The sequence below is a fragment of the Tateyamaria omphalii genome, from assembly GCF_001969365.1.
Taxonomy (GTDB): Bacteria; Pseudomonadota; Alphaproteobacteria; order Rhodobacterales; family Rhodobacteraceae; genus Tateyamaria; species Tateyamaria omphalii_A.
Window position 1 is genome coordinate 1,754,168 of record NZ_CP019312.1, and the last position, 21,720, is coordinate 1,775,887.

Genomic DNA, 21,720 nt, shown 5'->3' on the forward strand with positions numbered 1-21,720 from the left:
TGTGACTTAGCCCTTCATCACGTTGACGTCTTCGACGGCGATGGTGCCGCGGTTGCGGAAGAAACAGACCAGGATGGCAAGACCGATGGCCGCCTCCGCCGCAGCGACGGTCAGCACAAACAGGGTGAACACCTGCCCCACAAGGTCATCGAGGAAGGACGAGAACGCCACAAGGTTGATGTTCACCGCCAGCAGCATCAATTCGATGCTCATCAGCAGGATGATCACGTTCTTGCGGTTCAGGAAAAGCCCGAAGATGCCGATAACGAACAGCGTCGCGGCAACGGTCAAGTAATGCTCAAGTCCTATCATGTCGTCCCTCCGGGGTCGTGTCCCCGCTTGTCCTGTGTTGCCGGGGTCAGCCCAGCATGAATTCTACCTTCTCTCCCCGAGCCTCGGGGTAGAGTGCGGCGCATGCGCAAGGCTCTGCATCCAGCGTGATGATCTCGATGTTTCGCGCGATCCCGTCCAGATCGGCGGCCATGCGGTCGAACGTGGCAAAGGCGCGGGCGCCGTTTTCGTGGCGCTTGATCACGGCCAGCGCCTTTTCCGTCCGGTCAAACGGCATGGCATTGCCCATGTTCTCTTCCTGCGTGCGGAAGCTCAGCGCAACGCCCGGCGCGCAGTCCACGAGGGTAAACGACGTCGCCGTCCCCTCCTGGCTCCACCAGTCGCGCCACATCACCCGGCCCATGCCAAGGTCAACATGCGCAGTTTCGCCACCATGGGAAATGTGTGTGGTGCGGTCGCATTCAGTCAGAGTCACGGCCGACGCAGGCGCAGCCAAAACCAACGCCACCACAGTGCCGTACACGGAATTTTTGAACAGTTCCGGTCCGTTCTCTTTGAAGGAAAACGCCATCAGAGGCCCTGCCCCGGTTTGACGTCCTTCAACTCCATCGCCGTCGCAGGGTCGCGCATCATCTGGGCGACCACATCCTGGCGCTTTACATCAGACCGGTGGCGCAGGGTCAGCACAATGGCGCCGACCATAGCCACCAGCAGGATCAGACCCGACAGCTGGAACAGCAGGAAATACTGATCGTAAAGGATCATACCCAGCGCCTCGGTGTTGTGTCGATCCACAGGTGTCACCTGCGCGCGCAGCCCTTCGGCGGCGGCATTGGATTCCCACACGCCAAAGGCCATCACGAATTGCATCAGGATCACCACGGCGATCAGCAGCGCCAGCGGCATGTATTTCGCCATCTCCGCCTTCAGTTCGGCAAAATCCACGTCCAGCATCATCACCACGAACAGGAACAGCACGGCCACCGCGCCCACGTAGACGATGATCAACAGCATCGCCACGAACTCGGCCCCCAGCAGCACGAACAACCCCGCCGCCGACAAAAACGACAGGATCAGCCACAGAACCGAATGCACGGGGTTACGACTGATCACGGTGAAAAGGCCCCCGGCGATCACGCTGACCGCGAAAAGGTAGAAGGCAAATACAGTCATGTTTCGTCCTCGTCGTCACCCATGACCTCTTGCGCCAGAGCAAGGGCGCGGGTCATGGCAGGCACCCCAGCGAACATCGCCATCATGCCCAGGGTCTCGGATATCTGTTGATCGGTGGCGCCCGCCTCGCGGGCGTGGCGCACGGTCTGGCGGATGGCGGTGTCGGCCTGCGCGCCTTGCATGGTCAGGCCGGCAAGGGTGAGCAGCAGGCGGGTCTTTGCATCGAGCCCATCCTTGTTCACGGTATTGCCGAACCACGCCTCCATCATGTCCTTGGGCATGGTGGGCCACAGCGTCTCGAACATCTTGGGGTCAAACCCCTTCGACGGATCAAAGGCCGCCATCTGAGGAAACGCCTTGGTCATCTCCTGCATCTGGGCCAGCATCGCGGCAAAGGGGTTTTTTTCGTCACTCATCTTCGGCCTCGAACACCTCGATGGCCGCGTTCATCGCGTTGATCATGGCCGGAAACCCGCCATAAAGGGTCATCTGGTAGATGATCTCGCATACTTCCTCGCGGCTGGCACCTACGGCGCGGGCACTGGCGATATTAACCTTGAGCTGCGGACGCGTCTGCCCACCCATCGCGGCCAAGGCGGCAATCGTGGCCAAGAGCCGCGTCTTCTCATCCAGCACCCCGCGGCTGTAGAACGTACCATACGGCACCTCCACCACCATGCGGGACAAGCCCGGCACCAGCGTGTCATAGCGGGCGGCCAGGGCATCTTCCATCCCCGGGTTCACCTGCTCAGACAGCGCCTTGCCGCGCTCATATGCGGTATCAAGGCTCATCGGTAGGGCGCATCCAGCTCAAGATTGCGCGCAATCTCGGCTTCCCAGCGCTCGCCGTTCTCCAAGAGCTTTTCCTTGTCGTAGTACAGCTCTTCGCGCGTCTCGGTGCTGAACTCGAAATTCGGACCCTCGACAATGGCATCCACCGGACATGCTTCCTGACAGAAGCCGCAATAGATGCACTTGGTCATGTCGATGTCATAACGGGTCGTACGGCGGCTGCCATCCTCGCGCGGCTCTGCGTCGATGGTGATGGCCTGGGCGGGGCAGATGGCCTCGCACAGCTTGCAGGCGATGCAACGCTCTTCGCCATTTGGATAGCGGCGCAGCGCATGTTCACCGCGGAAACGCGGGGAAAGCGGCCCCTTTTCGTGCGGGTAGTTCAGGGTCGCCTTGGGGGCAAAGAAGTACTTCAGGCCCAGCTTCATGCCGACCCAGAAATCCTGAAGCAGGAAGTATTTGGCGGCGCGGCCGTAATCGATCTGCGTCATTGCTAGTCTCCCTGTGTTACGTCGTTAAGATGCATGTACGCCCAGGCCTTGAGGGCCGAGACGACCTCGCCCTGATCGGCCTGTTCGAATGTGCGTTCGCTGTCCAGCGTGCCAATGGCAAACTCCGAGGACAGGTAGGACACCAGATCGTCCAGATGCCGTTCGGGCGCTTCGTTGATGGCGGCGGCCAATCCCATGTCAGCCCCCCACGGCCCAGCGGGCATAGATGCCCCAGAACCAGTCGAACTTGGCGGCAAAGGCCACGAACACGACCCACACCAGGCTGAACGGCAGGAACACTTTCCAACCCAGGCGCATCAGCTGGTCATAGCGGTAGCGGGGTGTGATCGCCTTCACCATTGCGAAGAGGAAGAAGAAGAACGCCATCTTCGCCACCATCCACAGCACGCCGTCCGGCAGGCCGGGGATGGGCGACAGCCAGCCACCAAAGAACAGCAGGCTCATCAGCGCGCACATCAGGAAAATGGCGATGTATTCGCCCGCCATGAACAGCAGGAACGGGGTCGAGGAGTACTCGACCTGGTAGCCAGCGACCAATTCGGATTCCGCTTCCGGAAGGTCAAAGGGCGGGCGGTTCGTTTCAGCCAAGGCGCTGATAAAGAACAAGAACACCATCGGCAAATGCGGCAACCAGTACCAGCCAAAGAAGCCGTATCCGGTGTCCTGCGCGTTCACGATAGCGCCAAAGTTCAGCGAGCCTGTGGACAGGATCACACCGATGATGATCAGACCGATGCTGACCTCATAGGAAATCATCTGCGCCGCCGACCGCAGCGAGCCCAGGAACGGGTATTTCGAGTTCGATGCCCAGCCGCCGATGATCACGCCATAGACCTCAAGCGACGAAATGGCGAAAACATAGAGGATCGCAACATTGATGTCCGACAGCACCCAACCGTCGTTGAACGGGATCACCGCCCAGGCCACCATCGCCAGCACAAAGCTGGTCATCGGCGCGAGCATGAACAGGGTCTTGTCGGCGCCCGCAGGCACGACGACCTCTTTCACGACATATTTCAGCGCATCGGCAACGGTCTGGAGCAGGCCGTAAGCGCCCACGACATTGGGACCCCGACGCATCTGGACGGCGGCCCAGATTTTCCGGTCGCCATAGACCAGAAACAGGAGCGAGATCATGACAAAAGCCACAACCGCCAGCACCTGTGCCAGAACAAGGACGGCGATGCCGCCAGGAGTGGTAAAGAAATCAGCCATCAGTCCTCACACCGTCGGTATTCCCCTCTCCGCGCAGGCGGCGGCCACGACTTCGGCGTCGATGGTCCGTATGCCCCGCGGCAGGGCTGGCGAAATGGTGTAAACAGCATCTGCTTTCCACACGCCAGCCTCTTCGTATACATTTGTGCGCAAATGACGCGCAAAGCCCCAGCCCCGGATCAACGTGTATCCGGCAGCGGCGCATTCAGCGTAATCCTCGACGTCGCGCATGGTGATCGCGTTGGTCATTTCAACGTCGAACTGCACCAGATCATCGGCCAAAAGCTGCGTTTCGATACCCCGGTAGTCGGGGATGAACTGCTCTGCCGTCGGCACAGGGTCACAGGCCGCAAGCGGCAGGGCCGTTATGATCCAGGCCGCTTTCATTCAGCGGCCAGGGCCTGCGATTTACGTGCTTTCGCGTTGGCACTGAGTTCCGCCATCAACTGGCTCGCCCGCGCAATCGGGTTGGTCAGGTAGAAATCCGTGACTGTCGAGGCGAGCGCCCCACCTTCGATTGTGCCCTGCTCCAGCGCGTCGCCGGTGTTCTCGGCCACGACATCGACATCACCCAGATGCGGATGATCCTTGACCAGCTTTTGGCGCAGCGCGGCCAAGCTGTCATAAGGCAGCACAGCCTCCATCTCGCCCGACAGCGCGCGCAGGATGGCCCAGTTTTCCTTGGCCTCTCCCGGCGCAAAGCTCGCGCGTTGCGCCAATTGAGGCCGCCCTTCGGTGTTCACAAACAACCCGCCCTCTTCGGTGTAGGCCGCCCCCGGCAGGATCACGTCGGCGCGGTGCGCACCGCGGTCGCCGTGGCTGCCCTGGTAGATGACGAATGCGCCGTCGGATATCTCGATCTCGTCAGCGCCCAGGTTATAGATCACATCGGCCTTCTCGACGGCAGCCATCGCATCCGGGTTGGTGGCCCCTACGTCCATCGCACCGACACGCGCCGCCGCGGTGTGCAGGATCATCAGGCCCGACTTGGTGCTTTCCGCCAGCGCCTGCGCGCCTGCAAGGATCGCAGCCCCGTCACCCCGGGTCAGTGCTCCCATACCGACGATGATGACCGACGGTTTTTCTTGAACGCCAGAATGATCGCGCTCGAGCAATTCGTTGATAATTGTGGCGTCGGAGCCGATATGCGCGGCGTCATAGGTCAGGTCCGGCATCTCGCCGATCACACCCACATTCGCGCCCTGGCTCCAAGCCTTGCGGATGCGCGCGTTCAGGACGGGCGCTTCCAAGCGCGGGTTGGTGCCGATCAGCATGATCGCCTCGGCGGTGTCGATGTCTTCGATGCTGGCCGTGCCAACGTAAGCGGCACGGTTGCCCGACGGCAGTTTGGCCCCATCAGTGCGGCACTCGACGATACCGCCCTGCCCTTCAATCAACTCTTTCAAAGCGTACGCAGCTTCAACCGGTGCCAGATCACCGACCAATCCCGCCAGCGAAGACGCACCCTTGATCGCCTCAGCCGCCTTGCCAAGCGCCTCACCCCAGGTCGCGGCACGCAGCTTGCCGTTCTCGCGAACATATGGCTTGTCGAGCCGCTGCCGACGCAGCCCGTCCCAGACAAAGCGTGTCTTGTCCGAAATCCATTCCTCGTTCGTGCCATCATGGTTCAACGGCAGGAACCGCATGACCTCACGCCCCTTGGTATCGACGCGAATGGAGGAGCCAAGCGCATCCATCACATCCACGCTCTCGGTCTTGGTCAGTTCCCAGGGCCGCGCGGTGAACGCATATGGCTTCGACACCAGAGCGCCCACCGGGCACAGGTCAATGATGTTGCCCTGCAGGTTCGAATCGAGGGTCTCGCCCAGATAGGACGTGATCTCACTGTCCTCACCCCGGCCCGTCTGGCCCATCTGCGTGATCCCCGCGACCTCGGTCGTGAAGCGCACACAGCGAGTACAGGAAATGCAGCGGGTCATGTGCGTCTCGACCAGCGGACCCAGATCCAAATCGTCCACGGCGCGCTTCGGCTCCCTGAATCGGGAAAAATCCACGCCATAAGCCATTGCCTGGTCCTGTAGATCGCATTCGCCGCCCTGGTCACAGATCGGGCAATCGAGCGGGTGGTTGATGAGCAGGAACTCCATCACGCCCTCACGGGCCTTCTTGACCATGGGCGAGTTCGTCTTGACCACGGGCGGCTGGCCCTCTGGCCCGGGACGCAAATCCTTCACCTGCATGGCGCAGGACGCTGCGGGCTTAGGCGGGCCACCCACCACTTCGACAAGACACATCCGGCAGTTGCCCGCGATCGACAGACGCTCGTGGTAGCAGAAACGGGGGATTTCGATCCCCGCTTCCTCACAGGCCTGGATCAGGGTCATCGCCCCGTCCACCTCAACTTCCTGTCCGTCGATGATGATCTTGCGAAGGTCGCTCATGCGTCAGTTCATCCTCAATAGGGCGCCGATCTGGCCGCCTCTTTCAATTTCAGCCTGGCCCAACGCGCAATAGGTGGCCGGCTCACCCGGCGACACGCCCGCTTGTTTCAGGTAAGCGGCACCTTTGGCCTTCAGCCGCGCCTTTTCGGCATCCGATTTGCGGTAAGCATCAATCTCTGCATCCGTATAGCCAAGCGCCCGCGCCCGGCCCTTCAGCCCGTTGACGACCGACATCGCCCGCAACATGCGGGCCGAAATGTCGGGGCAGTTCTTGCGAATCTCGTCCGCAATACCGACAGCCAGAATGGTGCCATCAATCTCGGGCACATCCCGTAGATGAGGCTTCGCCGAGGCTATCCCGGCAGTCAGGCTAAGGATCAGGGCCATGGTCATTGCGCGCATCGTTTCTCTCCACCTTGTGCATCACATTGATGCCATGTGGGAAAGCAGGTTCGTGCTATGCAATATCACGGGCCGACACAACCCGTCAGAGCGCAAAATGTCGCCTTAAGCGGTGCTTGTGATCACGCAGGCGTGCAGGTGCCGCGCAACAGCAGCCTGTCGTTGGAAATCCGAAGCGTCCCGTCCTCTGCATCGGGCCCTTCAGCCCATTCGATATCGGACGATCCGTACTCCTGGATGCAGTAGCGAATAGCCTCGTAGCGCCCTGCCTCGCGTGCGCCATCAAGCGATGCGGACACGGGCGACACCGTCACCTCGAACTGTTCGCGCTGGCGGCGGTCGACCTTGCTTGCGTTCGCCCGGAAAAACTGGCCGTCAAAGGCCACACGTTCCGACCGCCGCCCGTTACAGGCGGTCAACAGCAGCACGGCAATCAGCAACAGGGCGGTCCACATGGCCGGGCGCATGTCGGTCAATGCACGGGTCTTCGTCTTGGTCACTGCAGTCTCCTCCACCCCGGTCTCGGGCCTCAGGCGGCGTGATCCCAGCCAAAGGCGTGGTCCGTATTGCCATGGTTTTCAAGATGATGGAAGCGGTCGATTGCCTCTTCAATCGTGGGTATATGGCCTGGCGCCACCCACCACATTACAAAGCGCAAGCCTTGATCCGGATCGTACCACTCGCCCTTGCGGTCATAGAACTGCTTGTGAACGGTGTTGAAAGTAAAGGCGTGCAGGCTTTCGATGTCTTTCCAGACGGATAGCGTGCTTGCGGTGCGGGGATTGCCCCCCAGCGGACCATCGGGATCAAGCTGTGCTGCTTCCATATCCTCGCCTTCCAAGTGCCAGATGTAGCCCGGCGACCGGCGCGCGATGTCATAGACACGGTCGAGGTTGTTCAGGAAGTCCGCCACGCGCGGGTCTTCCCAGTCGTATTTCAATGTGCCGATGTTGAATTCAGCGAGGTGCATCTTTCAAAACACTGTAAAAAACACAACGAATGCCAGCACCAAAAACAATCCGAAAATGATGGGGATACGGATATCTCCGCTCGGAGCACTATTACGATGTGGTTTCAGTCCATGCGTCGGATGCAAGCTCGGTTCGACATCCGATCCGCACTGCGTGCACCGCGTTGTCCCGAACGTTGCCTCGTTCTGATATCCACAGACGTCGCACAAGCCGCCATTTGGCCGACTTTCCAACGGATAGGGAAGTCTACTCAGCCGCAATTCGCTTGCCGGCAATCCGGTCCTCAATCTCATCCCGGAAGTTCCGGATCAGCCCCTGGATCGGCCACGCCGCCGCATCGCCAAGCGCACAGATCGTGTGCCCTTCGACCTGCTTGGTCACGTCGAGCAGCATGTCGATCTCTTCAACCTCTGCCTCGCCGTGCACCAAGCGCTCCATCACGCGCATCATCCAGCCCGTGCCTTCGCGGCAGGGCGTGCACTGACCACAGGATTCGTGTTTGTAAAACTTGGACAGCCGCCAGATCGCCTTGATGATGTCCGTGCTCTGATCCATCACGATCACCGCCGCCGTGCCCAGACCCGACTGCAAATCATTCCGCAGATAGTCGAAGTCCATGATGGCGTCTTTCATCTTCTCGCCGCGCACGCAGGGAACGGACGACCCACCGGGGATCACGGCCTTGAGGTTGTCCCAACCGCCGCGAATGCCGCCGGAGTGCTTTTCGATCAACTCCTCAAAGCTGATCGACATTTCCTCTTCTACAACGCACGGGTTGTTCACATGGCCCGAGATGGCAAACAGCTTCGTACCCGCATTGTTTGGACGGCCAAATCCAGCAAACCATGTCCCACCGCGCCGCAGGATCGTGGGCACAACAGCGATGGATTCGACGTTGTTCACGGTGGTCGGGCAGCCATAGAGACCCGCACCCGCCGGGAACGGCGGCTTCATGCGCGGCATGCCCTTCTTGCCTTCGAGCGACTCCAACAACGCGGTTTCTTCACCGCAGATATAGGCCCCTGCCCCGTGGTGCAGGTAGATGTCGAAATCCCAACCCGAGCCCGCCGCGTTTGGCCCGACCAGCCCGGCGTCGTAAGCTTCGTCAATCGCCGCCTGAAGCGCTTCCTTCTCGCGGATGTATTCACCACGGATATAGATGTAGCAGGCGTGCGCATTCATCGCGAAGCTAGCGATCAGGCACCCTTCGATCAGAGTGTGCGGATCGTGGCGCATGATCTCGCGGTCCTTGCAGGTGCCAGGCTCGGATTCGTCTGCGTTTACGACAAGGTACGCGGGGCGCCCGTCCGATTCTTTCGGCATGAACGACCACTTGAGGCCCGTTGGGAACCCGGCGCCACCGCGACCGCGCAGCCCGCTGTCCTTCATCTCCTGCACAACCCAGTCACGGCCCTTCTGGATCAGCTTGTCCGTCCCGTCCCAGTGACCACGGGCCTGCGCGCCCTTCAGCGTGCGGTCGTGCATCCCGTAAAGGTTGGTAAAGATACGATCCTTGTCAGCGAGCATGGGTACGTCCTTGTGTTACGCGCGGTGCAGCGCGCGATCCTTTGCCTGTGGCCCTCGCGCGCAGGGCCTAGTTGTCCCGGCTCTTTTGCCAAATCCTGACGGCGACCACCAGTGACCAAATGAACGCAGCCAGGGCAAAGAGCAGAATCAGGATTTCGTAGCGTTGCGGCAGTCCAAGGCCGCTCACGATGACCGGCGCAAAGACGGACAGCAAAGCGGCCCCTGCAATCACAAGGGCCGCGATACGGCCCTGACGGGCCAGCTTCGGATCAAGCGGTGCGGACATGCGTCAGTAAACGCCGCCCTTGTCGACCTTTTTGGAAAACTCGGTCTCACCACCATCGGCCAGGATCTTGGCCTGGGCCACCCAATCGTCGCGGGTCACACGGCCCTTGAACCCTTCGAGGTTCTGGTCAACCCACGCCACCTCGTCGGGGCCCCATCCTGCGACCTGATCGAAGTGGTAGAAGCCCATGGTGTGCAAGAGCGCTTCAAGTTTCGGCCCTACGCCCTTGATTTCCTTTAGGTTGTCGGGCCCACCGTCGCGCGCAGCGGCCAACGTCTCGGGCTTCGTGCCCTCACCCGCCGCCGCAGGCGCCTCAGCCTTCGACGCGGCCTTTTTCTTGGCAGCGGGCTTGGCCTTTGGCTTTTCCTCAGCCTTCGGTTCCGCCTCGTATTTCCACTCACCCTTCCGCGCGGCCAGATCCTCTTCCCCCGGCAAAACTGTCGAAGGTTTGATGTCGGCTGCCGCCGTTGCATCTGCCGCCGCCGAAGCTGGCGCAGCCGCTTTCGCCTCGGGCGCAGGCGCTTTCGCTTCGGGCGCAGGCGCCGGGTCAGCTGCGGTCGCCTCGACTGCAACGTCACCAATCGCCGGCAGCGGTTTGCAGATGATCCAGCTGAGCAGCGCGCCAGCGACGGCGGCCACCACGAGGCCCATGAACGCGCCCTGCATGAAGCCCCAGCTACCCAAAACCATCAACAGCACGGCGGCGAGCGCGCCCCCCAGCAGCGCCACAAGCCAGCAGCCGATGGTGCAGCTGATCATTCCCTCGTTCTTGTCCATAAAGATATCTCCCCCGTTTGCAGACATTATTCCTTATAGATACCGTCTTTTTTCGCGCGTTGGGAAAATTCTGTTTGCTCTCCCCGTGAGAGAGCTTTCGCCTGCGTGACCCAATCGTCGCGGCTGACCCGGCCCTTGAAGCGCACGAGGTGTTGATCGGCCCATGCCACTTCGTCATCGGTCCAAGCCGCGATCTGGTCGAAATGGTAAACGCCCGCGGCGTTCAACTCTTTTTCGAGGCCCGGTCCGACGCCCTTGATCAACTTCAGATCATCAGCGCCGCCGTCGCGCGCTTCGGGCAGAAGCGCAGGCTTTGTCCCCGCGGGGACAGCCTTATCTGCTTGTTTTTGCTCCGATTTACTTTCCGTTACCGCAGCGTCCAGTTTGGGTTTTGCGGCAGCCTCGGCCTGTGGTGCCTGGCCCGGCGCTTCGGACTTGCCGTCGGATGCGGCACCGCGGGCGCGGGGGGCCGGTGCCTCGGCCTTGGTGCGCCCGCCTTGTTTCCCGTCCGGGCCATCGGGGGGCATCATATCGCCGCTTGGGGCCACGTTATCGTTGGCCTTGCCCCAGGGCGCCAGCAGCGGCACTTCGGTGCCGTCGATGCGTTTGATCGTGTCGCCAATGTCCGTCGCCAGTTGGACCGAGGCGTTGTATTTGGTGTGACCGCTGTCGAAATCCTTGAGACTGGTCAGACCGCTCAACGGCTCAGCGGCATAGCGCCCGTTCTGCGGACCCGGCGTGGGCACCTCGCCTGCGGCCAACTCGTCAATGATCTCGCCCATCCGGGCGGCGGTCAGGTCCTCGTAATAGTCCTTGCCAATCTGGGCCATGGGTGCGTTCGCGCAGGAACCGAGGCATTCGACCTCTTCCCAGCTGAATTTGCCATCGGCGGACAGCTGGTGCGCTTTGGACGCGATCTTGTCCTTGCAGACGGCGACAAGGTCTTCTGCCCCGCAGATCATGCAGGATGTGGTGCCGCAGACCTGAATATGCGCAACGGAACCAACGGGTTGCAGCTGAAACATGAAGTAGAAGGAGGCCACTTCGAGTGCGCGGATGTAGGCGAGGTCGAGCATGTCCGCGACCGCTTCGATCGCGGGCCGGGTAAGCCAGCCCTCCTGTTCCTGCGCGCGCCACAGGAGCGGGATGATGGCGCTGGCCTGACGGCCTTCGGGATATTTGGTGATCTGCGCTTCGGCCCAGGCCTGGTTGTCGGGCGTGAAGGCGAAAGTGTCGGGTTGGTCTGGGTGGAGACGGCGGAGCATTAAAACGGTCCCGTTGTGCTGGTGGAGGCTACGGGCGCCTCCGGCGGCGGTTTACTTGGCGAAATGAAGAGGGATTGGCGCTGGGATGAGTGATACCTTTTGCGCCGATGCCCTGCGGCGGATCACCGGTCGATTTCCCCGAACACCACGTCCATGGTGCCGATGATGGCGGCGACGTCGGCCAACTGGTGCCCTTTGGAGATATAGTCCATCGCCTGCAAGTGCAGGAACCCCGGCGCGCGCAGCTTGGCGCGGTAGGGCTTGTTGGACCCGTCAGCGACCAGGTAGACGCCGAACTCGCCCTTCGGCGCCTCGACCGCGCAGTAAACCTCGCCCTCGGGGACGTGGAACCCTTCGGTGTAAAGTTTGAAGTGGTGGATCAGCGCTTCCATCGACGTCTTCATGTCGGTGCGCGAGGGCGGTGTGATCTTGCCGCGCGCCAGTATGTCGCCGGGGCAGTCGCGCAGCTTGGCAATGGCCTGCTGAATGATCGCGATGGACTGGCGCATCTCTTCCATGCGGACAAGATACCGGTCGTAGCAGTCGCCGTTTTTTCCCACGGGGATCTGGAAGTCGAATTCGTCGTAGCATTCATAGGGCTGCGCGCGGCGCAGGTCCCAGGCAAAGCCGCTGCCGCGCACCATGACGCCGGAGAAGCCATATTTCAGGATGTCATCCTCGGTCACGATGCCGATGTCGGCGTTGCGCTGTTTGAAGATACGGTTTTCGGTCAGCAGGCCGTCGATATCCTCCATGAAGCCGGACATGAATTTCTCGGACCACGCCTCCATATCGTCGAGCAGTTCAGGCGGCAGATCCTGGTGGACACCGCCGGGACGGAAGTAGGCCGCGTGCAGACGCGCGCCGCAGGCCCGTTCGTAGAAGATCATCAACTGTTCACGCTCTTCAAACCCCCAGAGCGGGGGTGTGAGCGCGCCCACGTCGAGCGCTTGGGTGGTGATGTTGAGCAGGTGGTTCAGCACGCGGCCAATCTCGCAGAACAGGACGCGGATCAGGCTGGCCCGGCGGGGCACTTCGACGCCTGTCAGCTTTTCGATGGCCAGGCACCAGGCGTGTTCCTGGTTCATCGGTGCGACGTAGTCGAGCCGGTCGAAGTAAGGCAGGTTTTGCAGGTAGGTCCTGCTCTCCATCAGCTTTTCGGTGCCGCGGTGCAGCAGGCCGATATGCGGGTCACAGCGTTCGACCACTTCGCCGTCGAGTTCGAGGACGAGACGGAGCACCCCGTGTGCCGCGGGGTGTTGCGGGCCGAAGTTGATGTTGAAGTTGCGGATTTTCTGTTCGCCCGTGAGGGCGTCGTCGAATTTGGAGCCGTCCATCATGTCGCTTCTCCGCTAACAGTCTGATGTGACTCAGAAATCTGAGCACACAGTATTTTTTTAAAAAGGGGCATAGACGCCAAACCCAAGCCAGCAGCCGCAATCGCAGTGTTGATCAGTTCAAACCACATCACCGCTTCTCCAGCTCTTGCAGCTTCATCGCCATGATCCACAGCAGCACAATGGTGCCCACGGGCAGGATGCAGAACGCCGCCCAGTACTGGTTGATCCCGAAATGGGGCAGCAGCTTGAACATCGGGATGATGCTTGCCGCTGCGATCAGAAGCCACCAGATCATCTCCACTACTTCGCCTCCGCCTCTTTTTCATCTCCCGGAAGGATGTATTCGGCCCCTTCCCAGGGCGACATGAAGTCGAATTGGCGGTATTCCTGAACAAGGCTGACGGGTTCGTAGACCACCCGCTTTTCCGCCTCGTCATAGCGCACTTCGGTGTAGCCGGTCGTCGGGAAGTCCTTGCGCAGCGGATAGCCGCGAAAGCCGTAGTCGGTCAGGATGCGGCGCAGGTCCGGGTGGCCGGAGAACAGGATGCCGAACATGTCGAACACCTCGCGTTCGAACCAGTTGGCGGACGGGTGGATGTCCACCAGTGACGGCACGATCTGGTCCTCGCGGATCGACACGCGCAAGCGGATGCGGTGGTTCTGGTACATCGACAGGAAGTGGTAGACGACGTCGAACCGTTTGGCCCGGCCCGGATAGTCGACGCCCGTGATGTCCACGAGGGTGGAGAACCGGCAGGTGCTGTCGTTGGTCAGGAACTCGACAAAGCCGGTCACGCTGGACGGCGCCACGTCGATGTTCAGCTCACCATGGGTCACGTCCCAGGCCAGCACGCAATCGGGGCGCTTGGCTTCGAGATAGGTGCCAAGTTCGGTCATTGCTTCGGACATAATCTACCCCTTAGCGGACGATGGTGCCGGTGCGGCGGATTTTGCGTTGCAGCTGTAGGATGCCGTAGAGCAGTGCTTCGGCCGTGGGCGGGCAACCGGGGACGTAGACGTCGACCGGCACGATGCGGTCGCAGCCGCGCACCACGGAATAGCTGTAGTGGTAGTAGCCGCCGCCATTGGCGCAGGAGCCCATGGAGATGACATAGCGCGGTTCGGGCATCTGGTCGTAGACCTTGCGGAGCGCGGGGGCCATCTTGTTCGTGAGCGTACCCGCCACGATCATCAGGTCGGACTGGCGCGGGGACGCGCGCGGGGCCGTGCCGAAGCGTTCAAGGTCGTAGCGGGGCATGGACGTGTGCATCATCTCGACCGCGCAGCAGGCAAGGCCGAACGTCATCCAGTGCAGCGAGCCGGTGCGCGCCCAGTTGATGATGTCATCGGTAGAGGTGAGCAGGAAGCCCTTGTCCTGCAATTCTGCATTGAGGGCCTGCGTTCCGTGATCCTTGTCGCCGCCCGCATAGGCGGGGCCGAAGGATCCTGCGTCTGTTACTGCCATTCCAATGCTCCCTTTTTCCACTCATAGGCAAAGCCGATGGTCAGGACGCCCAGGAAGACCATCATCGACCAGAAGCCGACCATGCTGATGTCCTGGAAGGCCACGGCCCAGGGGAAGAGGAATGCAATCTCGAGGTCGAAGATGATGAACAGGATCGACACGAGGTAGAACCGCACATCGAACTTCATCCGCGCGTCATCGAAAGCGTTGAACCCGCATTCGTAGGCTGACACCTTTTCGGGGTCGGGGTTGCGGACGGCCAAAACGACAGCGGCAAGGATCAGGACAAGACCGAGGCCAATGGCGACGGCCAGAAACACGAGAATGGGGAGGTACTCCCGCAACATCTCTTCCACGTTGGGCTCCTTTTCTTGGCGCGATATGTGCCGCGCCAGGTCAAGTGGCGAAGTTGACTGATACTTGATGTACGCCTGCCGCCCGGCAGGGTCAATAAAGGGCGGGGACGGAAGTGGTGGAAATCTCCGGGTGATTTCGCCGCAGCGTGGGACGGTTTGGCGCATGACGCAAGGGGACCGTGTTCGGGCGGATTGCGCACGAGGCGCTTTGGAGATTGCCGTTTTCGTGGATGTAGGATGCGGTTTTGCATTGAAACGGTGGCGGGCCGAAGCCCGCTGTCCAGGTGTAACGCCCCTACCCCTGCACCCACGCCGCCTTGCGCTTAGCAAAGAAGGCGTCGATGCCCTCCGCCGCCTCTTCGGTTTCCCAGCGCGCTTTCAAAGCGGCGATGGAGGTTGCAATCGTGTCCTCGTCGATGCGCGTGCCAAAACTGCGCGCAAGCGCCTTGGCTGCGGCAACGGCGCCGGGGGCGCAGTTTAGGTATGGTGCGACCTCCGCTTCGACCGCTGCTGGCAGATCATCCGCCCGGACGGGGCGCGCAAGAAGACCCAGATCAACCGCTTCGGCGGCATCAAACAGGCGCGAGGACATGAAGACGCGGCGCGCCCGCCCCTCGCCCATGCGGGCCACGACGTAGGGTCCAATGGTTGCCGGGATGATCCCCAGACGGGTTTCCGTCAGGCCCATCTTGATGTGATCGGCGCCGATGGCGACATCGCAGACGGACGCCATCCCGACCCCGCCGCCAAACGCGTTGCCATGCAGCGCACCGATGAGCGGCTTGGGCATCGTGTTCAGCGCGTGCAGCATGTGCGCAAGCTTGCCCGCCTCGGACGCCCGCGTCTCGGCATCCGCCTGCATCTGGTCGCGCATCCAGCCCAGATCGCCGCCCGCACAGAACGTCTTGCCCGCCGCCGCCAGCACGACGACCCGCACGGCATCATCGGCACCCAGCGCCAGCGCCGCGTTGTGCAACTCCGCAATCATCTGCGCGTTCATGGCGTTGTGCTTGTCCGCCCGGTCCAGCATCAGCGTGGCCACACCGCGCGCGTCAGTGGTGATAGAGATGGTATCGGTCACGCGCGTTAATCCTTGTCTGCGCCGCGCATGGCACGTGCCATATCCGCCGCTTTTGAAATCACATCGAGATCGAGGCCAGTGTTGTAACCCAACCTTGCGAGATGCGCGGCCACTGCTTCGGTCGCAACGTTGCCCGCCGCACCGGGCGCATAGGGACAGCCGCCAAGGCCACCGACCGCCGCATCAAACACGCGCAGGCCCAGCGCCAGCGCTGCGTCGATATTGTCCAGCGCCCGCCCGTTTGTATCGTGGAAATGGCCCGCGAGCCGTCCGACAGGCACCACCTCGCGCACCGCAAGCAGCATGCGGGCCACGGCATCCGGCGTGCCCTGCCCGATCGTGTCGCCCAGGCTGATCTCGTAGCAGCCCATTGCAAAGAGGCGATCCGCGACGCGCGCGACGGCGTCCGGCGACACGGCACCGTCATAAGGGCACTCAACCACGCAGGACACGTAGCCGCGCACCGGCAGGTCAATGGCGCGGGCCGCCTCGACCACCGGCGCGAACCGTTCCAGTGCCTCATCAATGCTGGCGTTGACATTGGCACGTGAGAATCCTTCGCTGGCAGAGCCGAAGACGGCGACCTCATCTGCGCCTGCGGCGCGCGCATCCTCGAAACCGCGCATGTTCGGGGTCAAGGCCGCATAGCGGATGCTCGGTGCGCGCGTGATACCGGCCAGAACCTCGGCACTTCCCGCCATCTGTGGCACCCATTTGGGGCTGACGAAACTTGCGCATTCGATCCGACGAAAGCCTGCGGTGCTGAGCGTGTCGACCAGCGCCACCTTTTCGGCGACTGGGCTCTCGCGCGCCTCGTTCTGGAGGCCGTCACGCGGGCCCACCTCGTAGATCTCAACCGTATCCATCTACGCCTCCCATGCCGGATAGAAGTCCTGATCATAGAGCCGCATGGCAGGATCGGGCAAACTGGCCTGAAACGCGGGCCTTTCGCTGATGCGCGCGAACCAACGCGCGGTTTCGGGATGATCTTCGAACCCGCGAAAGTGCCGCGCCATGTAAACCGCCTGCCCGACGGAGATGTCCGCGGCGGAAAAGCCCGATGTCAGCAGGTAATCCCGGTTTTCGACCGGCGTGGACAGCCGCGCCTCAATCGCGTCATAGCATTTGCCAAGGCGCGCCGCTTCCAGCTTCATCACCGTTGGGCTGCGCATCGCGTCATCGTAGAGCGCGATGTGTTGCTGCGTCAGGGCTGCTGCGTGTTGGCTGACGGTTTCGGCGAAATGCACCCAGACAAGCCACGCCATCCGGTCCGGGCTGCCGGGGCTGCGGCCCAGACGGTCGGGGCTGAACCGGTCGCAGAGATATTCGGTGATCGCACCCGTTTCGAACATCCGCTCCCCGTCGATCTCGAGCGCGGGCACGCGGCCTGCTGGGCTGAGGCTCAGGAACTCCGGCGTACGCAGGGATTTGTCGAACGGGTGGATTTGCACTTGGAACGGCACATCCAGCTCGTGCAGCAGCCAGAGCGTGCGCATGGATCGGGTTTGCGGGCAATGGTGGAGTGTGATCATCGGGGCTCCGGGAATGTGCCCACTGCTGTCTCGGCAAAGGCGGGGGTGGTTTGGATCGCGTCGAACCATCGCGACAAAGCGCGTCTCTTGGCAAGCGCCTGCGCGCCTTCGGGCACATGTTGGAACGCGTCGATCATGGGGGCGAGGTGGCAATCGGCGCGGGTCAGCGTGCTGCCTGTCAGGACCGCGCCCGATTGCGCGAGGTCCTCGAGCATGTCGAGCACCTGTTCCGATGCTTTCAGCCCTGCTGCCAATTGGTCCGGATCCGATGGCGCGCCGATGGCGGGGCGGAACCATCCATGGGAATAGACCTGCCGCACAAGCGGCCAATAGCCGTAGGCATCGACGATGCCGCCCACTTGCACCGCCCGAGCCTGCACCATCGGCGGTGCCTGCCAATCGCGCATGGCGTCGCACCAGGTCAGGATGGCGGCGGTTTCATACAAGGTCTCTGCTCCGACTTGCAGCAGAGGCACCCGGCCCATGGGGTGCCGTATCTGCGATGCTACATCCGCCTCAAACGGATTGGCCTCTTGGTACGCGTGGTCGATGCCCGCCAGATGCAGTCCCATCCGCGCCGCCCGGCTATAGACGCTGTAGCGGTAGCCGGTGAGGCGTGTCGCACTCATGTAGGTGTCTCTTCGTCCAGCCGAACGAGCGCTGCGCCTGCGACGACCTGATCCCCTTCGGCGGCGAGCACTTCGGCCACGGTGCCGTCGCGTGCGGCCAAGAGGACGTGTTCCATCTTCATCGCTTCGAGGATGGCGAGCCTGTCCCCCTTAGCCACGGCCGCGCCCGGCATCGCAAAGACCGCTTTGACAAGACCCGGCATGGGCGCTTCGACCACGTTGCCATCGCCCGCAGCGCTCGCAGCTACATCGAGCGGATCGACGATCTGGAAGGGGATAACGTATGCGTCAAAGACGGTTGCAGTGTCGCCTGCCACATGGACGTCCGGCATGGGATATCCGTCAATGATCCAGCGGTTTTGTTTGCGCAGCGCCGTACTAGGTGTGCCGTCGATATCCCACTGCAGCCTGTCGGCGTTCAGCACTTCGACGCTGCAGGTCAGCGCGTCGTCATTGTGCTTTAACGGGATGGTGCGGCGCAATGGCTGCCAGAGCGAGAACCCGGTGTCAGGCCCGGCGGAATCGAGGCCCGAGACCGCCATGGCCGCAGCAACCGCGTGACGTCGTTCGACGATCGGAGGCGCCACCAGCGTATCGATGTCGCGCGCAATGAGGCCCGTATCGACCTCACCTGCAGCGAATCCATCATGTGTGGCCAAAGCGCCCAGAAAGGCGAGGTTGGTGACAGTTCCGCCCACTTGCGTGCTTTCAAGCGCCCGCGCGAGCCGCTTGAGAGCAACGGCGCGCGTTGGCCCGTGCACGATGACCTTGGCAATCATCGGGTCATAATACGGGCTGATCTCGTCGCCTGCGCGCACACCGCTGTCGGCCCTTGCGTCATCGGGGAATTGCAGGTGCGTGAGAGTGCCTGTGGCCGGCAGGAAGCCAGCGGGCACATCCTCGGCGTACAGCCGCGCCTCAAACGCGTGTCCGGTGATGGTCAGTTCATTCTGCATTTTGGGCAGTGGCTCACCAGATGCGACGCGCAGCTGCCATTCGACCAGATCGACGCCGGTGATGGCCTCGGTCACAGGGTGTTCGACCTGCAGACGCGTGTTCATCTCCATGAAAAAGAAGCCGTCGGGGCGCAGCGGGCCGGAGCCGTCCACGATGAACTCGACCGTGCCTGCGCCCTTGTAGCCGATGGCCTCAGCCGCACGCACGGCAGCGTCGCCCATAGCATTGCGCATGTCAGTGGTCATGCCCGGTGCGGGGGCCTCTTCGATCACCTTTTGGTGGCGGCGTTGCAGGGAACAATCGCGCTCAAACAGATGCACGGCATGTGTGCCATCCCCAAACACCTGCACCTCGATATGGCGCGGGTGGGTGACAAATTTCTCAACCAGCACATCCGGGTTGCCAAAGGCGGTCTGCGCCTCACTGCGCGCGCTGGCCAGCGCATTGGCAAAATCGCCGGGGCCTTCGACAAGGCGCATGCCCTTGCCCCCGCCCCCAGCGACGGCCTTGATCAGAACGGGATAGCCGATCTTGTCCGCCTCAGCGGCAAGCAGATCATCGTCCTGATCCGTCCCGTGATAGCCTGGAACCACAGGCACGCCCGCCTTGACCATCAACGCCTTCGCCGCGTCCTTGAGGCCCATGGCGCGGATCGCGGATGCCGAGGGGCCAATGAAGGTGACGCCCGCCGCCTCGACCGCATCCACGAAGTTGGGGTTTTCCGACAAAAAGCCATAGCCCGGGTGGATCGCGTCCGCACCGGTGTCCAGCGCCGCCTGAATGATGACGTCGCCGCGCAGGTAGCTTTCGGCAGGGGCCGGACCGCCGATATGCAGGGCCATGTCCGCCATTTGCACATGTTTGGCGCAGGCATCCGCGTCGGAATAGACCGCCACACACCGCACGCCCATCGCTTGAGCGGTTTCCATGATCCGGCAGGCAATCTCGCCCCGGTTGGCAATCAGGATTGTGTCAAACATCATGGCCCTTCTGTGCTTCTTCTGGCCAAAAATACTTCGGGGAGCGCGAGGAGTTGGCCCCTTGCTCCGTTAGTCGCAACACGTGGCAACGCAACATCACATCCGGAACACGCCAAAGCGTGTCTCCTCGATGGGCGCGTTCAGGGCGGCACTCAGGCTCAAATACAGCACGTCACGCGCCTTGCGCGGGTCGATCACGCCATCGTCCCACAGCCGGGCACTGGCATAGAGCGGGTGCGCCTGTTCCTCGAACATGTCGATGGTGGGCTGTTTGAAAGCGGCTTCTTCTTCTGCCGACCATTTGCCACCCGCCCGCTCGATCCCATCGCGCTTGACCGTGGCGAGCACCCCTGCGGCCTGCGCGCCGCCCATGACGGAGATGCGGGAATTGGGCCAGGACCACAGAAACCGGGGGGAATAAGCGCGGCCTGCCATGCCGTAATTGCCCGCGCCAAACGAGCCACCGACCAGCATCGTGATCTTGGGCACGGATGTGGTGGCCACCGCCGTCACCATCTTGGCCCCGTGCCTTGCGATGCCTTCGTTCTCGTATTTTTGGCCCACCATGAACCCGGTGATGTTTTGCAGGAACACCAGCGGGATTTTTCGCTGGGAGCAGAGTTCAACGAAATGCGCACCCTTCTGCGCCGCCTCCGAAAACAGCACGCCGTTGTTGGCGATGATGCCTACCGGCAAGCCCTTGATATGAGCGAAACCGCAGACGAGCGTCTCGCCGAACCGCGCCTTGAACGGATCAAAGCGCGAGCCATCGACGATGCGGGCGATGACCTCATTGATGTCATAGGGCGTGCGCAGGTCGGCGGGCACGACGCCCAGGATTTCTTCGGGGTCGTAGGCGGGGTCTTCGCTGCTTTGCAGGACGATCGTGTCAGGCTTGCGCAGGTTCAGATTGCCGATGGCGCGGCGGGCAAGTGCGAGGGCGTGGGAGTCATCCTCGGCCAGATAATCGGCGACGCCAGACAGGCGCGTATGGACGTCACCCCCACCCAGATCTTCTGCGCTGACCACCTCGCCCGTGGCCGCCTTGACCAGCGGCGGCCCCGCCAGAAAGATGGTCCCCTGTTCCTTCACGATGATCGTCACGTCGGACATTGCGGGCACATAGGCGCCCCCGGCGGTGCAGGACCCCATCACCACGGCGATCTGCGGAATGCCCTTGGCGCTCATCTGCGCCTGATTGAAAAAGATGCGCCCGAAATGGTCGCGGTCGGGGAAAACCTCATCCTGGTTGGGCAGGTTCGCGCCGCCGCTGTCGACCAGATAGATGCAGGGCAGATGGTTCTGCTCGGCGATCTCCTGCGCGCGCAGGTGCTTTTTGACGGTCATCGGGTAGTAGGTGCCGCCCTTCACCGTGGCGTCGTTGCAGACGACCATCACCTCATGCCCCATGACCCGGCCGATGCCCGCGATCACACCCGCGCAGGGCGCGGCCCCTTTGTACAGCCCGTGGGCTGCCGTCGCGCCGACCTCAAGGAAGGGCGAGCCGGGATCGAGCAGATTTGCGACCCGGTCACGCGGCAGCATTTTGCCCCGGCTGACATGGCGGTCGCGCGATTTCTGTCCGCCGCCCGCAGCCGCATGTTCGGCGGCGGCGCGTATGTCCTGGAGTGCTGCAAGATGAGCTTCCCGGTTGGCGCGGAACTGTTCGGACCCCGGCAGGGCGGCGGAAGTCAGGCGCATTGTGCGTCTCCTGCTGACAGTCTTGATCTGGACGCTTCAACGTGACGTTTCATGCCCGGCGCTTGA

General features: G+C 62.1%; 28 protein-coding genes. All 28 read right to left on the reverse strand.

Translation table 11 applies throughout. From position 1 onward, the window contains the following. Window positions 1-6 precede the first annotated feature (6 nt). Window positions 7-312 carry an NADH-quinone oxidoreductase subunit NuoK gene (nuoK, locus tag BWR18_RS08730; protein WP_039686350.1) on the reverse strand — a complete coding sequence of 102 codons (306 nt, stop codon included), beginning with the start codon at window positions 310-312 and terminating at the stop codon, window positions 7-9. 46 nt (window positions 313-358) lie between these two features. Next, on the reverse strand, window positions 359-862 hold the full coding sequence (locus BWR18_RS08735) for a hypothetical protein (protein ID WP_254684956.1): 504 nt from the start codon (window positions 860-862) through the stop codon (window positions 359-361). After that, complete coding sequence (locus tag BWR18_RS08740) at window positions 862-1,464, reverse strand: NADH-quinone oxidoreductase subunit J (RefSeq protein ID WP_076627614.1); 603 nt, start codon at window positions 1,462-1,464, stop codon at window positions 862-864. The genes BWR18_RS08735 and BWR18_RS08740 overlap by 1 nt, the downstream gene beginning before the upstream one ends. Further along, a complete protein-coding gene (locus BWR18_RS08745) occupies window positions 1,461-1,880 on the reverse strand; it encodes a carboxymuconolactone decarboxylase family protein (RefSeq protein WP_076627615.1) in 420 nt (139 codons plus the stop codon). Before BWR18_RS08745 ends, BWR18_RS08740 begins: the two co-directional genes overlap by 4 nt. Further along, window positions 1,873-2,256, reverse strand: coding sequence for a carboxymuconolactone decarboxylase family protein (locus BWR18_RS08750; RefSeq protein ID WP_076627616.1), 384 nt, complete (start codon window positions 2,254-2,256; stop codon window positions 1,873-1,875). Before BWR18_RS08750 ends, BWR18_RS08745 begins: the two co-directional genes overlap by 8 nt. Continuing rightward, window positions 2,253-2,747: an NADH-quinone oxidoreductase subunit NuoI gene (nuoI, locus tag BWR18_RS08755; RefSeq protein WP_076627617.1), complete on the reverse strand. Its 495-nt coding sequence runs from the start codon at window positions 2,745-2,747 to the stop codon at window positions 2,253-2,255. Before nuoI ends, BWR18_RS08750 begins: the two co-directional genes overlap by 4 nt. Before the next feature lie 2 nt (window positions 2,748-2,749). Next, entirely contained in the window at window positions 2,750-2,944 is a 195-nt protein-coding gene (locus BWR18_RS08760) for a hypothetical protein (RefSeq protein ID WP_076627618.1), read from the reverse strand. Window position 2,945: 1 nt separating this feature from the next. Next, complete coding sequence (gene nuoH, locus BWR18_RS08765; protein ID WP_076627619.1) at window positions 2,946-3,983, reverse strand: NADH-quinone oxidoreductase subunit NuoH; 1,038 nt, start codon at window positions 3,981-3,983, stop codon at window positions 2,946-2,948. Between the two features lie 6 nt (window positions 3,984-3,989). Continuing rightward, the gene (locus tag BWR18_RS08770; protein ID WP_076627620.1) at window positions 3,990-4,370 is read right to left on the reverse strand and encodes a hypothetical protein; all 381 of its coding nucleotides are present in this window, start codon (window positions 4,368-4,370) and stop codon (window positions 3,990-3,992) included. After that, a complete protein-coding gene (gene nuoG, locus BWR18_RS08775) occupies window positions 4,367-6,385 on the reverse strand; it encodes an NADH-quinone oxidoreductase subunit NuoG (RefSeq protein WP_076627621.1) in 2,019 nt (672 codons plus the stop codon). The genes BWR18_RS08770 and nuoG overlap by 4 nt, the downstream gene beginning before the upstream one ends. 3 nt (window positions 6,386-6,388) lie before the next feature. Continuing rightward, a complete protein-coding gene (locus BWR18_RS08780; protein ID WP_254684957.1) occupies window positions 6,389-6,772 on the reverse strand; it encodes a DUF5333 domain-containing protein in 384 nt (127 codons plus the stop codon). A 137-nt stretch (window positions 6,773-6,909) separates the two neighbouring features. Then, the gene (locus tag BWR18_RS08785) at window positions 6,910-7,287 is read right to left on the reverse strand and encodes a hypothetical protein (RefSeq protein ID WP_368073646.1); all 378 of its coding nucleotides are present in this window, start codon (window positions 7,285-7,287) and stop codon (window positions 6,910-6,912) included. A 29-nt stretch (window positions 7,288-7,316) separates the two neighbouring features. Further along, window positions 7,317-7,757, reverse strand: coding sequence for a DUF3291 domain-containing protein (locus tag BWR18_RS08790; protein ID WP_076627623.1), 441 nt, complete (start codon window positions 7,755-7,757; stop codon window positions 7,317-7,319). Between the two features lie 247 nt (window positions 7,758-8,004). Continuing rightward, window positions 8,005-9,285, reverse strand: a complete 1,281-nt coding sequence (gene nuoF, locus BWR18_RS08795; RefSeq protein ID WP_076627624.1) for an NADH-quinone oxidoreductase subunit NuoF — start codon at window positions 9,283-9,285, stop codon at window positions 8,005-8,007. A gap of 67 nt (window positions 9,286-9,352) precedes the next feature. Continuing rightward, window positions 9,353-9,571, reverse strand: coding sequence for a DUF5337 domain-containing protein (locus BWR18_RS08800; RefSeq protein WP_076627625.1), 219 nt, complete (start codon window positions 9,569-9,571; stop codon window positions 9,353-9,355). 3 nt (window positions 9,572-9,574) lie between these two features. Further along, window positions 9,575-10,348 carry a hypothetical protein gene (locus BWR18_RS08805; protein WP_076627626.1) on the reverse strand — a complete coding sequence of 258 codons (774 nt, stop codon included), beginning with the start codon at window positions 10,346-10,348 and terminating at the stop codon, window positions 9,575-9,577. 26 nt (window positions 10,349-10,374) lie between these two features. Beyond that, window positions 10,375-11,613, reverse strand: coding sequence for an NADH-quinone oxidoreductase subunit E (locus BWR18_RS08810; protein WP_076627627.1), 1,239 nt, complete (start codon window positions 11,611-11,613; stop codon window positions 10,375-10,377). Between the two features lie 122 nt (window positions 11,614-11,735). Next, window positions 11,736-12,950 carry an NADH-quinone oxidoreductase subunit D gene (locus BWR18_RS08815; protein WP_076630211.1) on the reverse strand — a complete coding sequence of 405 codons (1,215 nt, stop codon included), beginning with the start codon at window positions 12,948-12,950 and terminating at the stop codon, window positions 11,736-11,738. Between the two features lie 130 nt (window positions 12,951-13,080). Further along, the gene (locus tag BWR18_RS21880) at window positions 13,081-13,248 is read right to left on the reverse strand and encodes a hypothetical protein (RefSeq protein ID WP_172839330.1); all 168 of its coding nucleotides are present in this window, start codon (window positions 13,246-13,248) and stop codon (window positions 13,081-13,083) included. Window positions 13,249-13,253: 5 nt separating this feature from the next. Then, window positions 13,254-13,862 carry an NADH-quinone oxidoreductase subunit C gene (locus tag BWR18_RS08820; protein WP_076627628.1) on the reverse strand — a complete coding sequence of 203 codons (609 nt, stop codon included), beginning with the start codon at window positions 13,860-13,862 and terminating at the stop codon, window positions 13,254-13,256. Between the two features lie 10 nt (window positions 13,863-13,872). Continuing rightward, the gene (locus BWR18_RS08825) at window positions 13,873-14,418 is read right to left on the reverse strand and encodes a NuoB/complex I 20 kDa subunit family protein (RefSeq protein WP_076627629.1); all 546 of its coding nucleotides are present in this window, start codon (window positions 14,416-14,418) and stop codon (window positions 13,873-13,875) included. Then, window positions 14,409-14,774, reverse strand: coding sequence for an NADH-quinone oxidoreductase subunit A (locus BWR18_RS08830; protein WP_076630212.1), 366 nt, complete (start codon window positions 14,772-14,774; stop codon window positions 14,409-14,411). Before BWR18_RS08830 ends, BWR18_RS08825 begins: the two co-directional genes overlap by 10 nt. A 295-nt stretch (window positions 14,775-15,069) precedes the next feature. Further along, entirely contained in the window at window positions 15,070-15,855 is a 786-nt protein-coding gene (locus tag BWR18_RS08835; protein WP_076627630.1) for a crotonase/enoyl-CoA hydratase family protein, read from the reverse strand. A 5-nt stretch (window positions 15,856-15,860) separates the two neighbouring features. Further along, window positions 15,861-16,721: a hydroxymethylglutaryl-CoA lyase gene (locus BWR18_RS08840; RefSeq protein WP_076627631.1), complete on the reverse strand. Its 861-nt coding sequence runs from the start codon at window positions 16,719-16,721 to the stop codon at window positions 15,861-15,863. Then, window positions 16,722-17,387 carry a glutathione S-transferase family protein gene (locus tag BWR18_RS08845; RefSeq protein ID WP_076627632.1) on the reverse strand — a complete coding sequence of 222 codons (666 nt, stop codon included), beginning with the start codon at window positions 17,385-17,387 and terminating at the stop codon, window positions 16,722-16,724. After that, a complete protein-coding gene (locus tag BWR18_RS08850) occupies window positions 17,384-18,016 on the reverse strand; it encodes a glutathione S-transferase family protein (protein ID WP_076627633.1) in 633 nt (210 codons plus the stop codon). Before BWR18_RS08850 ends, BWR18_RS08845 begins: the two co-directional genes overlap by 4 nt. Beyond that, the gene (locus BWR18_RS08855) at window positions 18,013-19,953 is read right to left on the reverse strand and encodes an acetyl/propionyl/methylcrotonyl-CoA carboxylase subunit alpha (RefSeq protein WP_076630213.1); all 1,941 of its coding nucleotides are present in this window, start codon (window positions 19,951-19,953) and stop codon (window positions 18,013-18,015) included. The genes BWR18_RS08850 and BWR18_RS08855 overlap by 4 nt, the downstream gene beginning before the upstream one ends. A 96-nt stretch (window positions 19,954-20,049) precedes the next feature. Beyond that, window positions 20,050-21,654, reverse strand: a complete 1,605-nt coding sequence (locus tag BWR18_RS08860) for a carboxyl transferase domain-containing protein (protein ID WP_076627634.1) — start codon at window positions 21,652-21,654, stop codon at window positions 20,050-20,052. Window positions 21,655-21,720: the final 66 nt, after the last annotated feature.

Bases quoted from the DNA above. Each gene is read 5' to 3' on its own strand.
- BWR18_RS08745 (WP_076627615.1), bottom strand. From the start codon at position 1,880: ATGAGTGACGAAAAAAACCCCTTTGCCGCGATGCTGGCCCAGATGCAG.
- BWR18_RS08810 (WP_076627627.1), bottom strand. From the start codon at position 11,613: ATGCTCCGCCGTCTCCACCCAGACCAACCCGACACTTTCGCCTTCACG.
- nuoG (WP_076627621.1), bottom strand. From the start codon at position 6,385: ATGAGCGACCTTCGCAAGATCATCATCGACGGACAGGAAGTTGAGGTG.
- BWR18_RS08845 (WP_076627632.1), bottom strand. From the start codon at position 17,387: ATGATCACACTCCACCATTGCCCGCAAACCCGATCCATGCGCACGCTC.
- BWR18_RS21880 (WP_172839330.1), bottom strand. From the start codon at position 13,248: ATGATCTGGTGGCTTCTGATCGCAGCGGCAAGCATCATCCCGATGTTC.
- BWR18_RS08840 (WP_076627631.1), bottom strand. From the start codon at position 16,721: ATGGATACGGTTGAGATCTACGAGGTGGGCCCGCGTGACGGCCTCCAG.
- nuoK (WP_039686350.1), bottom strand. From the start codon at position 312: ATGATAGGACTTGAGCATTACTTGACCGTTGCCGCGACGCTGTTCGTT.
- BWR18_RS08850 (WP_076627633.1), bottom strand. From the start codon at position 18,016: ATGAGTGCGACACGCCTCACCGGCTACCGCTACAGCGTCTATAGCCGG.
- BWR18_RS08750 (WP_076627616.1), bottom strand. From the start codon at position 2,256: ATGAGCCTTGATACCGCATATGAGCGCGGCAAGGCGCTGTCTGAGCAG.
- BWR18_RS08735 (WP_254684956.1), bottom strand. From the start codon at position 862: ATGGCGTTTTCCTTCAAAGAGAACGGACCGGAACTGTTCAAAAATTCC.
- BWR18_RS08855 (WP_076630213.1), bottom strand. From the start codon at position 19,953: ATGTTTGACACAATCCTGATTGCCAACCGGGGCGAGATTGCCTGCCGG.
- BWR18_RS08760 (WP_076627618.1), bottom strand. From the start codon at position 2,944: ATGGGATTGGCCGCCGCCATCAACGAAGCGCCCGAACGGCATCTGGAC.
- BWR18_RS08770 (WP_076627620.1), bottom strand. From the start codon at position 4,370: ATGAAAGCGGCCTGGATCATAACGGCCCTGCCGCTTGCGGCCTGTGAC.
- BWR18_RS08740 (WP_076627614.1), bottom strand. From the start codon at position 1,464: ATGACTGTATTTGCCTTCTACCTTTTCGCGGTCAGCGTGATCGCCGGG.
- BWR18_RS08790 (WP_076627623.1), bottom strand. From the start codon at position 7,757: ATGCACCTCGCTGAATTCAACATCGGCACATTGAAATACGACTGGGAA.
- BWR18_RS08815 (WP_076630211.1), bottom strand. From the start codon at position 12,950: ATGGACGGCTCCAAATTCGACGACGCCCTCACGGGCGAACAGAAAATC.
- BWR18_RS08860 (WP_076627634.1), bottom strand. From the start codon at position 21,654: ATGCGCCTGACTTCCGCCGCCCTGCCGGGGTCCGAACAGTTCCGCGCC.
- BWR18_RS08800 (WP_076627625.1), bottom strand. From the start codon at position 9,571: ATGTCCGCACCGCTTGATCCGAAGCTGGCCCGTCAGGGCCGTATCGCG.
- nuoH (WP_076627619.1), bottom strand. From the start codon at position 3,983: ATGGCTGATTTCTTTACCACTCCTGGCGGCATCGCCGTCCTTGTTCTG.
- BWR18_RS08780 (WP_254684957.1), bottom strand. From the start codon at position 6,772: ATGGCCCTGATCCTTAGCCTGACTGCCGGGATAGCCTCGGCGAAGCCT.
- BWR18_RS08825 (WP_076627629.1), bottom strand. From the start codon at position 14,418: ATGGCAGTAACAGACGCAGGATCCTTCGGCCCCGCCTATGCGGGCGGC.
- BWR18_RS08805 (WP_076627626.1), bottom strand. From the start codon at position 10,348: ATGGACAAGAACGAGGGAATGATCAGCTGCACCATCGGCTGCTGGCTT.
- nuoF (WP_076627624.1), bottom strand. From the start codon at position 9,285: ATGCTCGCTGACAAGGATCGTATCTTTACCAACCTTTACGGGATGCAC.
- BWR18_RS08820 (WP_076627628.1), bottom strand. From the start codon at position 13,862: ATGTCCGAAGCAATGACCGAACTTGGCACCTATCTCGAAGCCAAGCGC.
- nuoI (WP_076627617.1), bottom strand. From the start codon at position 2,747: ATGACGCAGATCGATTACGGCCGCGCCGCCAAATACTTCCTGCTTCAG.